Below are 15,454 nucleotides of genomic sequence, written 5' to 3'. Positions count from 1 at the left end.
GCCATCATCATATCACCGGAATCGACCGCGACGAACAGCAAAGATTGTTGGCAAACCATCTGCTCAAACAACTCTTATCCCCATCAATTATTTATTAAAATGGGAGAACTCATGACGGCGACTGGTTGCCGTATCCGCTGTATTGAAGAGTGTTAGATACTCCTGGTTTACCATGACGCCGTCTTTATAACGATTGTTACTCATATTAAGAGTAGATCCAGGCGCTTACCCTTGTTCACTTGGCCCAATGTGTCACGTCAGTGCAATATTTTCTAATTGGAAAATTAATCCTTTAACCTTTTGGGATTATATGCTATATTCCATGTGTGGAAGGTGTGTTGGCTATATGTCAGCAGCATCTTGCAGTTTGATTTTGTAGCCTGCTTGGCTGCAGAGTTAGCGGCATCGTATATTTATGATCTCAAGATGCCCATTTTTTTGATGCGGCATCTTTTTTGGTGCCACCGTTTCCACAAAAACACTATTTTGGCGAACGGAGGATTTAAATGAAGATTTGCACTTATCCCAATACCATCGGTGCTGCGAGGGTTGCCTTGATAGGCGCTTCTGCAGCCGGGAAGAGCTCACTTGCCAAAAGGGTCCTTCCCCCTGCTGTTGTCCATGCAGCAAAGATTGTTGGCAAACCATCTGCTCAAACTACTCCTATCCCCATCCATTATTTTTTGCAACAAGGTTATTCCCAAACTCGGCCCAAATTAAGAATTACTTTGCAAAGCTTTCAAAAAGACAGTTTTCAAGTCAATACTGATGCAATTTTTACAGCAATTCAGTATGTTTTATTGAACTTCGTCAAAGGATCGCCTCCTGGCGCTGGAGTTCCATTTTCTGCATTAAAAACTCATATCAATTCTGAAAAATTCATAGAGGCTATTCACTCGGAAGTTAACGGTGCCGTCCGATTGGAGCGACTTCATTCAAGTGAGTTCAGTAATCGAATTCGGGCATGTGCTCAAGAACTACTTGAAGAAATCATAATTGCTGAAATTGATTCTGCCATGGCATCCATGAAAAGTGACACTGAGAAATCTCAGGCTAAACAACTAGCCTTTACAAATCAATTGCGCAGAGTCTGGGATGATGGACTAAAAAATGAAGATAGCAACGTTTTTCATTTTGCGAGTTATATGGAAAAAGCAATGTGGGATAAGCTTGTAAAGATCGTCCCATTTATCAATACTTTGAATCATGGGGCTACTTGCGAGTTTGATCTCTCCAACGTTGAAGATAACCAACATTTCAGCCAGCTGCTTGACCCTTACGAACCTTTCTCTTTGATTATAGAAAAATACGAAGTGAGCTGCGGACTAAGTGAACAATTTGAGAAAGTACTGATGGCAATTAAGAAAAAAGAAGGTTGGCCAGAAAAACTTCCTTTTCGGATGGTCCTGGTCGATACGGTAGGGCTGACGCAGGATTCCCAAAGCAGCGAAGATATCTCTCGCAGGCTCAAAGCTGCAATAAATAACGACTGTGATGGTATTTTGCTGATGCTTCCCCCTACTCTTCGTGACGGTGAAATGCGTACCATGGAGAGGCTATTCTCCAGCAAAAGTGAAGAATGGCGCCAGATTCAGCGTAATAATATTAAGGTATACATCGGTCTTTCTAGAGCCGATGAAGAGGTTGCCCCGCAATTTGACATAGATTCTGATAAAGACAGTTTTGTTAAAGAGATGAATTCGATCTTTGATCATCTCAAAAAGAAAGAACAAGCTGTAAAAGAAAGTTTTCAAGCAGTTAAAGCAAAATGTATTACGAATCAACCTAGAAAAATCAAACAGTATTTAACAGATTTAATTGATCTTGAGCAGGATGAGCTCACTGAGCTCGCACATCAGTTTGAAGAAATGCTAGGTGAGCAATCCTCTTTAGTATTTCTATTTCAGATGGCAACGGCATTGCAAAAGCAGCATTTCCCTTCTGAAAAACCGATATTCTTTAAAGCAACATCAATTGCTGAAGACGGCCTACACATCAAGCTTAACCCGGTAGAGTCTGACTCTGTAAGCCAAATGGCGCGTGCTATACATGAAACCAGTCAGTCATATGTAGTTGAAAATTGGCTTCATTGGAATACTGCCTACGCTGTTCGGGATTCTGTACGCTACGGCACTAAATTCGTATCTCGTGCTATTCAACATGGACGCATTTCAATCTACATTGATGGTGATCTGCGAAATGCTGCCGCTAGGTTTCAATGGAAATTTAAGCCGGCTGCTCCAAACGACGTTTTTGTTTCTCATATCGATCTTTCTAGTCCAGAATCTGCATCTTTGTTGGATGAACTGGACCTTAGTCTGGACCAGGCCAATGAAGATCTAGTCAAAACAAAATTGTTGGAAAAACTATTCATCAAAAACTTTACTGGTGATTATGAATGGCGCTTTTGGAGGGCTATGTCTCGTGTTATACGCCGGTTGAGCTATACTGACCCCATTATTAAGGAGGAGCTGGAAAGCAGGTTTAATAGGGGTAACCAGCTTCATGATCCCAGCTATGGTGTCGAGTGCATGTTGCAATATTATCAGGGTCTTTATCAATCTCCTAAGTTCCAAAAGAAGATCGAGGAAGTGCTAAATGAAGAGTTATCCCGGGAATTTAATAAGTTCTTTTTTGCAATTTACTAAATGGTTTGCAAGTTCCCCCCTCATAAGGCGGGATGCTACCGCCTAATATAGGGGTACTTTGGTGTCAATCTCCAAGAACAAGGGGAGAATTGTTTCACAAAAAAATGACACAATTCTCCCCTTATAAATAAAAAAGAACGTATTATAAAGTATGGATTTCTTTAAGTGGTACTTTGGTGTCAATCTAAAGCTGCTGTTTCCATTTTATCAGCTAAGATTCATTTTCGACCCGTTCATGAAGTATATAAAAAAATGCATTAATCAGAATTCGACTTGTACTTTAGAAGGGCATGTTCAACAGTAATGGTGATTTTTCAATCTAATCGGTTGTTCCAGGATTGAAATATCTCCAATGCCACTTAAAGTACTTGGCATTCCTCTCATTCCAACTATCGGTGGAAGTTCCTTGTAGTTCCACGATTTTCTTGCTCAGAGCATTAGAAGAGGTGCTCCGTATGGATCTTACAACTCCCTGATTTACACCGATATATCCCTTTTCATATAAATCATCGCAGCCGAGTTTACACATTAGGACTGCTATATTTAATAGATCACTTTTTTCTTCAGGGGTGCATTCTGAACGTTTCTTTATATGAGCAGCCCATAACATATCAGCAGGGAATACTTCACCGCAAATTGCACACCGAGCCTCTTGTAGCCCGTTTAGGAGCATGCTACGAAGTTCATTTTGCTCCTTCCGATAATTCTTCATAGCTCGCCCATCGAGATCCCAATCGAATGGTTCATCAGGTGGTTTAGGAGCTTCGAAGTCGCTATCTTGTAATAAAATATTACTCGTTAGCCAACCCGCTTCAATCGCTCTCCTTATAGTTAATAGTGGAATCTTACTAACATTGGAATACGAGATTTTGATCTCTGGCCATTCTACCTTTACCCTTTGCCCTTTTGTATTTATAAATGTTGGCTGAAGAACCAAGCTTTTGCTTCTCTTTATGACTTGATACCAAATACCATGTTGATGGTAGGCTGAGCTTCCATACTTCCCGAGACCGATATAATGCTCTCCCTCAGTTACAGAGGATCGAATTGAGAACCAGCAGGTTTCAGGAATCCCGAATTTTGATAGTACTTTTTTTTCTTCCTTGTCAAATGACAAGCACATATCAATCCAACCAATAGTCAAATCCTTAGTGGCTGATAATACTGCATTATTGATATTCCATGGGTTTTTTACTAGTGGTTCATACTTGACTCCCAACGCAGACCATTTTTCTCTTTGAGCATCTGTAACACCAATATTAAGTGTATCTTTCATAGACAATATGGTCTTCAATACATCAACAGGGATAATTATAAAGTATCTTACACCTTTCAAATATCGTAGTCCTTAACGTTCGGCATGTGTAATAATAACAATGTTACGAGATGTCCTGCTTCTACTGAAAAATTCACTTATTGCCACATAGTCTTTCTTATGAATCATTGCATTCTGCTTAGGTTTATCGTAATCCCGTGGGATGAAGTAAACACCTGTACTAGGCATATTGAGAGAAACGCATACAAGCGTATTCATCGTCTCCTCTTTAATTTCGTATTCCGGCCCAAGTATTCGACTCCTCACATACGACTTCGCGGACTGCGTAAGAAATGGGCTGAGTTCTCTCATAATCTGTTCATTTTTCCCTCCTAAAGGCCTGTTACTTCATCACTCGGTTGAGTGAACGCCTAATTACTTCATAACTTTAATGTTTCTAAACTCAATTATTGTGCAGCTCCTCCTGTGCAAAACCATTAATCCGCAACAAGTCTTGATACATAGCGGTCTTCCAGGAGTTTAAGTATGGGTTAGTAGCGGATAATAAGAAAGACTTTACATCATCAGCGATTCGATGGATAGAAAATTTAATAGCGCCAAACACTTAGTCAGTATCTCAAAGTGGTCTGTTCATATCAATAATAATGATCAGTCAAATTCTCTTCATTGTGATGGCTCTTAAGTGCAATTTTAAGATATGTATAAGAATAATGTGATGAAAACGGGATTCTTTGGACCTGCCTGAAACACTTCTGCCTGCCTTTACTTAACCCCGTAGTAGTAACCGGCTACAATAAAGAGTAGCAAATATGGTACCACCTGGATCATGCGGTCGTTAACGGCTCTCATCTCGGAGGGACCAGCTACTACTCCTTACGACGGTTTCTCTCTGGTCAAGTATGGGCCTTCAACTGAAGATATTCAATATTTTGTGCGAAAGTCATCTTCCCCCGATAGTACCTTGCCAAACATTATCCATTCGTTTTGAGATATATGCCGTCCAATTTGTCTGTACCCTGATTTTATCAGATTGTTTATGCTATACTTATTTTCCATGTGGACTGATGTGAAAATTGCTTTATAACCAAAATTCCTAATAACTTGTTCTCTTTTCTTTAATAATTCCAGCTGGAAACCCTGTCCTCTGTATATATCTCTTATTACGCAATTTTGCAGTATCCCTACATGTCCCCAAGCTCTATCAGTTATTACATTGTATTTTTCGAATAATTCATCCAGACTATCTTCAGAGCGAAGTGATAGAATCGCATACCCAGCTAATTCTTCTTCCACGAAAATGCCAATAATTAAACTTTGTTGAGTCAAATATGACTGTAGAGACTCCAGGGTATCCGTGTCTGCGTATTTAAAGGAATTACATGAATTAAGCATTTCTAAAACTAAAACAATATCACTATTTCCTAACCTAACAATCTCACTGTCCAATCTTCTCTCACTCCATTTTGATAAGTACTCTATCCGATCACTGCGGTGGTTTAGTCCCAGAGTTCACCAATTACCCTCTTAGACTCATCTATATTTCTTTAAGTAACTCAGGAAAGTTATTTTTAACGTTGAGAGACTGGGTAGGCCCGTGTCTTATTCGCTTCGTAAGGACGTAACAGCTTCAGTAATGAGGATATGTCTTTATTTCATGATTGAGCTATTCGCTCTAAATACTTGTCAGAACTGCTCGTTATTGAATAGGCCTTAAAGTACGCCTATGGTATGTTTGTAGCATTCTCTTGATCCAGCAATTCAATAAAAATAAGGAACAGTTTCCTTAGGCAAACCGCTCCTTATTGTCATCGTTTATGAAGCATCATCCCTACCTATAGACTCACTCACAGTCACGAGACGGTGCTACAGTTAGTCTCCAAATCAATTCGATCTCTACCATAGGACTTAAAATGGATATAGCCAATTCTTTCTGCTTCTAATCCAGATTTATTTCTTATAAGATTAACAAAGTCTTCATTGTGACTACTTATTATCACCTGCTTGTGAGAAATAATTTGACTAATCACATCGATAAAAGAGAAAACATTTATATCGTCCATGTTTTGAAAAGGGTCATCAATTCCAATCATTTCAAGAGCAGTCCAGCGCTGCGATAAAGCAAGCGACAAGAAAATACAAACAGCTAATACATTTGCCTGTGCGGAGCTAAATGTTAAACTCGCATTAAATTTGTTCGCCAATTGGTCTTCCGGTAATTTAGCCCATTTTGCAGCGTCTCCACTTTGTTCGCTCATTAAAACGAAAAGTTTTCCTTCCCTTGGTACCAAATGGACGTGTTTGAAAATGGCATGAGGACTAATTTGCATAAATAGTTGATCAATAGATTGGCTGTAATCAATTAAATAGTCAGTCATTAGTGCACTACGTATCTCGTTATGACGCTCTCTCAGCAATTCTATTTCCGCTTCGAGTTTTTCGTAATGTTTGATCTCTATTTCCTTCGCATTAACAAGGTCGCTCAATATTTTTTCCTCGATCTTGGCGTCAGCTATCTCTCCTTTATTCAGAAATGCCTCCACCTTTTCAAGAAGTTGCTCTGCAGTCGCATTGAGACGGCCCCATTCAGCCTTTTGTTGATAAAAAGATCTAACCCAACTCTCAATATTGGGATCTAATATGTCAAATTCCGGAATAAGACTCTTGATCTCACTTGCTTTTAATTCCCGTTCTTTCCATTTATGATCCGATATTGCTAATTTTCCTTCGGTTTCTTTACCTTCTTGTGCGATTTGCTCTACTTGAGTTCTAGCTTGAAGGAGGTATTGATCATATGTCTGGATTTTTATTATGAGCCTTTCCTCAGGGCCAAGAAGATAATGAGCTCGCTTTCCAACAAGTTTTTTTTGCTCTTCCATCCAATTTATAACGACGCCTCTTTCACTACTCAATCTTTTCAACTCAGATTGCAAATCTTCGAGGGACAATAGCAAGTTATATGCAATTGAATGTTCTTGGATGACCTTATCCTTCGTGTGTTTTAATTCACTTAGTTGCTCAAGCGGTAGATCATGTATCCATAGTTTCAGTGATAATCTTAGTTTTTCGATTTGTAATTGATTCTCATCATATAAATTTTTGAGTTCTACCGTCTGAGTATTTATTCTTGCTAACTCTGCATCTGTTTGGACAATTTCTCTATCTAGTTCATTTTTCTTGCCTGTCAGTTTTACTACTTCTTGTTCTAGAGCTGAACGCTGCCGGCTTGCTTCTTCCCAAGTTAGACGAACGGCATTACGGAGTTTATCGGAACTTTGAAAATCTGTACCACATACGGGGCATGAGTCTCTGGTATTCTCTAATAAAAAATGCTGAATGTCATGAATCATTTGATCGATTGTGTTGTTTTTATTTGATGTTATTTCTCCCGTAAGAACTCCAAGCTTACCCTTCACGTACTCTCGATCTTTTATTGTTGTTTCTTTAACCGTTTCCAATTGCCTAAAGGTTTCTGTTAATTCATTCAATTTTGCTTGAAGTTGATGTGAAATGTTACTAAGTTTATCTATGTCAATCTTAGTTACAATTTCAGAAAGGTCCTTGTTCGTTTTATTATAAACTGCCAAGAAATCATCTATGCTATCATACTGTTCTATTGCCATTAAAACCTGTGGATTGTTTACTATAGCCGAAATTTGTTGTTCCACCTCTATGGCTTTCCTGCTTACTTCGTCGGCTTCCCTTTGCTTTTCTAGATAAGCTATGCGTTTTTGAATGAGAGAATCAAACTCGGATCTATTACGCTCTGCTCTAACTATGCCGTTCTCCCTACGGCTGGTTCTCGAGTAAATTCTTTGGAGTGTAGCTTTTAGCTTTTGCTGTTCTGTAAGGTATCCATCTTCTGTGAAATCCAAATGTGATCTTGACTCCTGTAACAACAACAGAATACGTTCGCAGAGATCTTCATGTTTATTTATGCTCTGCCTTACATCACGATACCTGGATAACAATTCATTATCTATTTTAACTGAGCTTAGTAATATTTCAGGGATGTCTGCACCAGATTTTTTCACTTGTACAGCCAGACCAGTCAATTGTTTTAGTAGATCTTCTTCAGTAATTCCCCCTAATTTCAACAACAAAGCTTCCTTCTCTTTGAGTTTAGTTGATACTTCAACCCAAGATTCCTTTATCTCTTGCCTATCTGTACTTGCTTTTGATCTCTCCTCTTTAATTAATTGCAGCGACCCTAACAAATACTTTCCAAACTCGCCTCCATATTTATCGAGACCCAGCACCTTCTCCATTAAAACGAACCGGTCTTTCGGATTGCTGGCAAGAATAAATTCATGCAACTGATCTTGAGACAAAAGCTGCGTAGCAGAAAAATAACTTGGTAAATTTTGGGTCATATCCTGTTGTATACCTGTATCCTCATCATTACTAAGGAACAAAATTTCACATATTCGAGCTGCCCCCTTTTTTACCCCACAACTTTCATCGTCTATCGTTAATTCTACGGTTTGCTTTGAGGGACCCTTTTGTAAAGTCCGTCGAATTTTATGGACCATTGCATCGGATTCTAACCAAACTTCGACCGATGCTTCAACTTTTGCTCCTCCCTCAACAAGCGTAGTTTCATTGATAAGATAGTTAAAGTTTTGGTATTCACTTGACCCACGGTATCTTCTAATTTCACCTGTTAAACACCATTGTATGGCATCAAACAGTGAACTTTTACCATGTCCGTTGTGACCACCTACCAAAATTAATTGTTTATTTGAAAAGTCGAACACATAGTGACCATGAAACACTCTAAAATTATTGATTATAAGACGAGAAACTTTCAAGCTATTCCATCCCCTTTCAATAATTGGAGGATATAGTCTTTCGTATTATGTTTCTTGTGGGTTTGATCCAATTCAAAATATCCTTCTACTATACGACGTATCTTAGGGTCTAACTGTCGTTCAGCCAATAGTTCGGATTTAAATTTTGCCTCGTAATCAAATCCTTTCTTTGAATTGATTAGCTTCTGTTGTAAAAATGGCACGCGTTCCAAATCTTCTTCGTTGTGTAGTACATACTTTCGGCAAACCTTCGCATTTTTTTCCACTCTGTTCATTTCCATCGGCATCTCAGGCAAGAGTTCCGATCCCCAATCCAGAACAAGTAGAAAATACAAATTATTTTTATACTTTGTTGGCAAAAGTTCCAAAAGGTGAGAAATCACGAATTGATCCTCACGCCAATTTAAAATGAAATGATGATTACTTGTATATGTTTTTAGCACACAGATACGTTCCATGGTAAACCATAACTCCAAATCAGCATCTAGATGCATAGCCAGTACGGATTCATCTTGTACAGGGAAATCCGAAGGGCTGTTTTGAAATGTTGCCAATTCAAGCCGTTTCCATATTTGAATCGGATTCATGCTCTCCAGCTCCTATAACTCATCATAGTTATTAAGTAATATATGCCATCCTGCCCTCATCTGATGATCCTGAAATGAACGAGTATTGACAGGGTCATTAAATCTATTGATGATCAGGTTAAGCTTATCTTGTTTTTGAAACTTGATGTGCTCGGGTTGATCCACTATTTCACTCTCACTGCTTTCATGGTTATGGGTTATGGGAATCAATGTTGCAAAGGGATCATTCCCCAACGTAAGTGACTGTGTCTTATCATCGTGGGTGACGAAACAGTAGTATGCGTGCTGCAAGCTTTGTGTAAACAAACAATCTCTCGAACGAGCAACGATTCTTCTAAGTGCCTGAGCATATGTTTCCTTTTCTCTTGCATTGTATATAGTAAAGACATTCCAAGCCTCTTCCCCTTGCTTCCCCTGCTTAAATAAGAATTGAGCATTACTGAAGAGAAAATCGCGGTCTGGGTAAAATGCCAAACAGATCATCATGTATTTTAGTGATTCTTTTAAATATATTTCATCCTTCATTCTTTGAGCAGAAGGAAGGTGTGAATTATTCAAATAAAATAATCTATTTAAGAATTGCTCATAGACATATGGATTTCCATTCAAAACCTCGTCCTCTAAAGCATCATACATCCAACCTAATGTATTCAGAAGATCAGCTCTTAGTACCGCATTCCAGGTCGAGTCGATCTCCTCCTTCAGTTCTTCAAAACATTTCACGAATTTTTTCCGTTGTAAGGTTTGTTCAACATCTCTTTGAATTTCGTTCAGCGCTTTTTGTTGCCAATCCTCAATCCAGTCAGCTATCTCGGTTTTGTTAAATACTAGAAGGAGCTTATCGGGCAGGTCGTCCCGATGGGTTCGTTCAATGACACGAAGTAATAATTGTTTGAATACTTTTCTTGCCACATAGTCGTAAAGTAGCCCATCACCAGATAAACGTTTTTTTTGATTTGTGTTCGATTCAGCAAAATTATTGAGAGTCGTCAAGCGCATTTTGCAATAATCCGCTATCTTCCCAACAATTTTTTCCTTCAGGTTTTCCATACAGCCGAGATGGTTTAAATAAAAACGTTCTAAACACCAGTCCGGCTCTTGACCTACCGAGTCAGCGAAGTAAAGCTCTTGTGTAGAAATAACTTTACCCTTTTCCGTGATCTTTTTTTGGAACACTTTGCTCAAGCCTTTTTCCAGGCTATCATTCTTAGGGATACTTCCCATAGGTAACTGATAAGAATCATTTTGCGCGTAGAGCTTCAAACTTTTGTTATCATAAGGCGCATTGGTAGCAATCTCAAACTGGACGCTATATTCTTTAGAAATAAAACCTTGCATGTTTATGTATTTTTGTCGGCGTTCGAATTCAGGCAGATTCGAAAAAAGTGTATCGAGCCAACTATCCAACCCACTTTCCCTTTTTAACAATGTACTCGGTATCAAGTGTCTGTCTTGTCCATCTTCACGAACCGTTTTTACCTGAACAAATCGAATTTTCTCATTACCTAATAAGGCGATATCGTCCAAAAATTCGAAAATCACCTCATTCCACCATGCATGCTCCGCGTGCAACATCTCTACCATATAATGAACAGCAACATAATACTGGTATATAAACCCCCGAAGTGCAGTAAGTCCACCCAGATCATCTGGCTCATCCTGAAGTAAATACCTAACAACGCTTCGCGCCTCATCATCAGATATCGTTTCTTCAATATATTTACGGCGATATTTATTTACTTTCTCCAGTAGACCCAGTTCTAGCTCTGTATATTCCATTTCTATCACCACCTAATCCTTGCGCTTTCTAAAATTCATAAATCTATATTCGACAAGAATGTCCAAATACCTGTTATTTATGATACCAAAATCTCGTATTGGTGGTGCACTTACGGCTTGTTTCTCGAACCGGTGCAAAAAGAAAAAAACTATCATGACAAAGTGAAATGATAAGTGTATTAGAGCTATTCAAATTTGCATCACGCAAAGGAGTCACTCATACCTCATAGAAAATAGTTTAGTCCATGTGTAATGTTGTTCCCGTACTCAAATAATTAAAAAAACTGCTGCCGTCTCATGCGGTTCCACTTGCTTCATAGATTACCTTTCATAATCAAATATGCCTCCTAAACGTAAATGGGAAAAATGCTCCACAATCGGTTTCTAAGTCGTTAATAACTTGCTTGTAGTACATATGAATTCTAATTCATCTCATTGATTATCGACCTTAACCGCAGGCTGCTGGGAAGCAACCATGGCAAGCACTGAGGAAGAGATTGGATCTCCCGGGTTGCCGTTCATTCTCCATCTCTAACACCAAGCTCTTAGACACCAGAGTGCCCATCCAACAGGATCTTTGTCTTTAGAATGTCACAAACGCTGACTCCAGTGCAGGGGTTGTAAATGCAATCAAAGGCTGTCAATGGATTCAATACACTTCTAACTTCTTGCCGGAACGAGGGGCGACAACGTCGACCCGATGCGTGAATATGGTGTTATCCGAAGTACTCGACTTCTCGATTAGTCTATTGAATTTTATTTTTTATTAGCTCTAATAACTAACAGAGCTTCCCTCAAATTATCTGCAACATTTCTTCTATTAAGCAATTCATAACTATCTCTATCTAAAAGCAACTCATAATCTAATGCGCCACATAGACTGTTAATTCGCCCGTAACCAGGCGCGATTGGAATAATAGAAGCAACCAGGGTAGTTTTTGGTTCACAGAATGAGAATGCCTATGTATGAGGCATCAAGCAGACACCGTTTCGCACACGTGGATATGGCCAGCTGCACCCATTCGTCTACTTTATCTTATAATTTTTAACCTTGAACACAAAAAAACTTCCCTCGACAACTAAAGTATTTTCTTAGTGCTTAGGTTTAAATTGGAGTCCTTTTTAAGCATTACATGCTACTCGCGTACGTTCTTTATATATTGAATGGAACCTTTGTGAGGACGTAGCCGTTGAGTAAACGCGTCCTTATTATTGAATTTACTGGCAGGACAAATCCAGTATATAGTTGAAAAATATAGATGTGTTTAAAAAACTCATTAAGGGGAGATTCAATGGTACACCGTGCAGGGATTGTAGGGACAGGCTTTGGAGCAGATGTTCATGCACCAATACTTTTGGCACATCCTTGTTATGAATTAGTTGCCTTAAGTAGTATTCGTACAGATAGAGCACAAATAATTTCAGATAAGTTAAATATTTTGTATGCTTTTGATGATTGGAAACGAATGATAAATGAAGCAAACTTAGATTTAGTAGTAATCGCTGCCAATCCGACTCTTCATATGGAAATTACATTGTACGCAATAAATTCCGGAGTGAACGTATTGTGTGAGAAACCTCCTGCGTTGAACTACTACCAAGTATCTGAAATGCAAAACGTGGCGTCGAAACAAAACAGAATTGTAGCAATGAATTTTGAGTGGCGCTACTTACCAGAGCGTCAAGCGATCAAAAAATTACTTGATAACAATGAAATTGGAGAACTATTTCATGTAGATTGGTCAGAAGCATGGCCACTATGGCCCAATATAAAGGATGAACCGTTTAGCTGGCAATGGGAGCTGGATAAGGGCGGTGGCATGCTTGGAGCAGTAGGTTCGCATATGATTGATGCTTTATATCATTGGTTCGGTCCTTTTTCTGAAAATATCCAAGGATTCACTAAAAATCATGTAAATATGAGGAAACACGAATTAGGGTTTAAACCCACGGATGGGGATGATTCATTTTTTATAAGTGGGGAGTTTAAGCATGGAGGGACTTTTAATTTGCAGTTTATTGCGGCATCGATAGCTAGAAAGCCTAGAATTGAGATCTTCGGTTCAAAGGGAACTCTTATTTTAGAAGGTAGGGAATTAAGGATAGCAACTCACAAAAACAAGGATTACTCATTAGTTGACTTAGAAGAGTCAATTGATTCATCATCTTTTCCATCAAATATAAGAGGTTACGTCCACTCCCAATGGATGCTATACAACGATTTATCTGCAACTCTATACGGCCAGGTAAAAGGAAATTTGCCCAACTTGAATGACGCTGCAATTGTACAAGATATTATGGATCAAATTAGAAAGCTAAACTGAGTGAATTTTAAAGGAAAGCGATAGCTCAATTATTTCACTTTTACCATTTATGAGCACATGCTAAAATACGTATGTACCAGTTAACCTCTGAGTCTAATGTGGAGCTTGGGAAGACTTCTATAAAGTATTTGTGGTAACTGGTACGGATTTAGCAGGAATTAGCCTCCTAATAGGCGTATATATAAGTGTGCAGTGACCTCTTAGGGAACAATCGCCCAGAATAGGTTTGGAGCCAGCAGGACATCCTCCTGGACTTCTTTAACAGAAATGAGGCGCTCCATGTTTTTGGCGCTGCACATTTGTTGATTATTCAACCTGTCGAAATGACAGTTTTTTTTTGCGTAGAAAAATAAAGACTTAATAGAAAAAGCAGGAAATTGATTCCTTCTGTCGAAAGAACTTAACAGAAGCCCTTTAAAGTTATTGAGGCGTATTCTTGACCTCTCAGTTTATTATGGGTAATGCACCGAATCTAAAACCTGACATGCTACATTGGGCCCATTGCGGAGCTCTTAAGAAAACTTGGTTAATCTGGTGCAAATGATTCGAATAGGTGATCATAAGTTGAATAATTTTATGCTTACGGAAACGAGCATTAATGAAGACCGAGACAACTCAAGAGCTTTTTATCCCTTCTATGTTGGAATAGATATTGGTTCAGATTTCCACGTTGCTGCTTGCATTCCATTTGAAAAGTTCCGTAGTGAGAAGGAATGGAAACGCAGTAAAACAATGAAGTTTAACTCGGATAGCCAAGGGATTACAAAGTTTATCCATGCTTTAGAAGATATTCAAGCACAATTCGGGTATAAACTACAGGATTTCTTTATATTACTGGAACCAACCGGTGGGCATTATTCATATTTAGTTGTTAGAGTTCTATTAGATCGAGGCTATTCTATATACCAGGTTGAAAATAAAGCTGTAAAGGATTTTCGTGAACGCCAGCTAGGACTTAATGAAAAATCCGATGAAATTGATGCTAGAATTATGGCATATATGGGATGGCACAAAACCCTTCATCCTGATATGCGTTCGGTGCGAATAGTTCGTCCTGCAAGTGCAGAGCAGGTTTTATACCGCACATTAACTAGGGATCGTTGGTTACTTACTACTCAATTAACGAGACGTAAGAATCAAGTTCAGCAATTATTTTCTGTAACTAATCCTGAACTAAAACGGGCTTTTAAAAAAACAGGTGCGTTAAGTGTCCTCAAATTGGCTCTGAAGTATCCTACAGCGCAAGAAATGGCCAAGGTAACTCAGGATGAACTTAGACAAACTCTAATAAATATTGGTGCAAAAACTATAGCTACGAAAGCCTCTAAGACCTTGGCAGAATTGTTACCCAACACATTAGCCTTGAACATTCCACACCTTGCTGAACGGCAAACGTGGCTAATTGAAGAAGCTCTGCGTATAGATGAAGCGATAAAAAGCATGGATAAACAGATTTCCTCCCTGCTTTATGGTGATAAAGAAAAAGGATACAATCCGCATCCTTATACAAAGATACTTATGTCCTTCCCTATTATGAGTGAGTCTATGGCCTGTACATTTATTGGCGCTATTGGTGATATTGAACGTTTCTCAACATATTTAGAGCTTAAAAAGTACCTTGGTGTAGCCGCTGAGAATAAAATCTCGGGCACATCTGTTTTTAAGAGTAGGCAGACATACGAGGGTGTTAGAGATACTCGCAGAGTTCTATTCTTAATGACTTTGCTGTTAATATCTCCAAAAATAAGTGAAAATAGTTTTCGTGTTTACTATAAACGGTTAGTTGATCGAGGAATGGCGAAGAGAAAAGCAATTGGTCATGTATGCGGTAAGATAGCTCAAGTTTTATACTCCTGCCTTAAAAACAAGGAACCGTATGATCCGTTCAAACACGCGAGAAAAATGGGAGTAATCCTTGATGGCGATAAAGTGAAATTAAAGATCCCATCTAATTTAGAAGATTACGAACGTCAGGCAGATGAGTTAGCTGACGATGATGTCTTATAAACGACAGTGTCTTACACTGCCTTAA

9 protein-coding genes are annotated in these 15,454 nt (G+C 38.8%); 3 read left to right on the top strand and 6 right to left on the bottom strand.

Annotation, left to right across the window (positions count from 1 at the left end; translation table 11 throughout):
- Window positions 1–506: 506 nt before the first annotated feature.
- Window positions 507–2,648: a hypothetical protein gene (locus EI981_RS09560; RefSeq protein ID WP_126997558.1), complete on the top strand. Its 2,142-nt coding sequence runs from the start codon at window positions 507–509 to the stop codon at window positions 2,646–2,648.
- A gap of 319 nt (window positions 2,649–2,967) precedes the next feature.
- Here EI981_RS09560 and EI981_RS09555 read toward each other — a convergent pair whose 3' ends face one another.
- The 6 genes from EI981_RS09555 to EI981_RS09535 all read right to left on the bottom strand — a co-directional run bounded on the left by EI981_RS09555 (window position 2,968) and on the right by EI981_RS09535 (window position 11,098).
- Window positions 2,968–3,984: a hypothetical protein gene (locus EI981_RS09555; RefSeq protein ID WP_126997556.1), complete on the bottom strand. Its 1,017-nt coding sequence runs from the start codon at window positions 3,982–3,984 to the stop codon at window positions 2,968–2,970.
- Window positions 3,985–3,996: 12 nt separating this feature from the next.
- On the bottom strand, window positions 3,997–4,275 hold the full coding sequence (locus tag EI981_RS29505; protein WP_227011780.1) for a hypothetical protein: 279 nt from the start codon (window positions 4,273–4,275) through the stop codon (window positions 3,997–3,999).
- A gap of 570 nt (window positions 4,276–4,845) precedes the next feature.
- A complete protein-coding gene (locus EI981_RS09550) occupies window positions 4,846–5,370 on the bottom strand; it encodes a GNAT family N-acetyltransferase (RefSeq protein WP_126997554.1) in 525 nt (174 codons plus the stop codon).
- A 404-nt stretch (window positions 5,371–5,774) separates the two neighbouring features.
- Complete coding sequence (locus EI981_RS09545) at window positions 5,775–8,732, bottom strand: AAA family ATPase (protein ID WP_162616139.1); 2,958 nt, start codon at window positions 8,730–8,732, stop codon at window positions 5,775–5,777.
- Entirely contained in the window at window positions 8,729–9,319 is a 591-nt protein-coding gene (locus tag EI981_RS09540; RefSeq protein ID WP_126997550.1) for an ABC-three component system middle component 1, read from the bottom strand. The genes EI981_RS09545 and EI981_RS09540 overlap by 4 nt, the downstream gene beginning before the upstream one ends.
- 12 nt (window positions 9,320–9,331) lie before the next feature.
- Complete coding sequence (locus tag EI981_RS09535; RefSeq protein ID WP_126997548.1) at window positions 9,332–11,098, bottom strand: dsDNA nuclease domain-containing protein; 1,767 nt, start codon at window positions 11,096–11,098, stop codon at window positions 9,332–9,334.
- 1,292 nt (window positions 11,099–12,390) lie between these two features.
- Here EI981_RS09535 and EI981_RS09530 point away from each other — a divergent pair.
- Complete coding sequence (locus EI981_RS09530; RefSeq protein ID WP_162616138.1) at window positions 12,391–13,422, top strand: Gfo/Idh/MocA family protein; 1,032 nt, start codon at window positions 12,391–12,393, stop codon at window positions 13,420–13,422.
- Between the two features lie 549 nt (window positions 13,423–13,971).
- Window positions 13,972–15,429, top strand: a complete 1,458-nt coding sequence (locus tag EI981_RS09525) for an IS110 family transposase (RefSeq protein ID WP_472795104.1) — start codon at window positions 13,972–13,974, stop codon at window positions 15,427–15,429.
- Window positions 15,430–15,454 lie beyond the last annotated feature (25 nt).

It is taken from the genome of Paenibacillus lutimineralis (assembly GCF_003991425.1).
GTDB lineage: Bacteria > Bacillota > Bacilli > Paenibacillales > Paenibacillaceae > Fontibacillus > Fontibacillus lutimineralis.
This window is presented reverse-complemented; position numbering and strand designations above follow the sequence as displayed.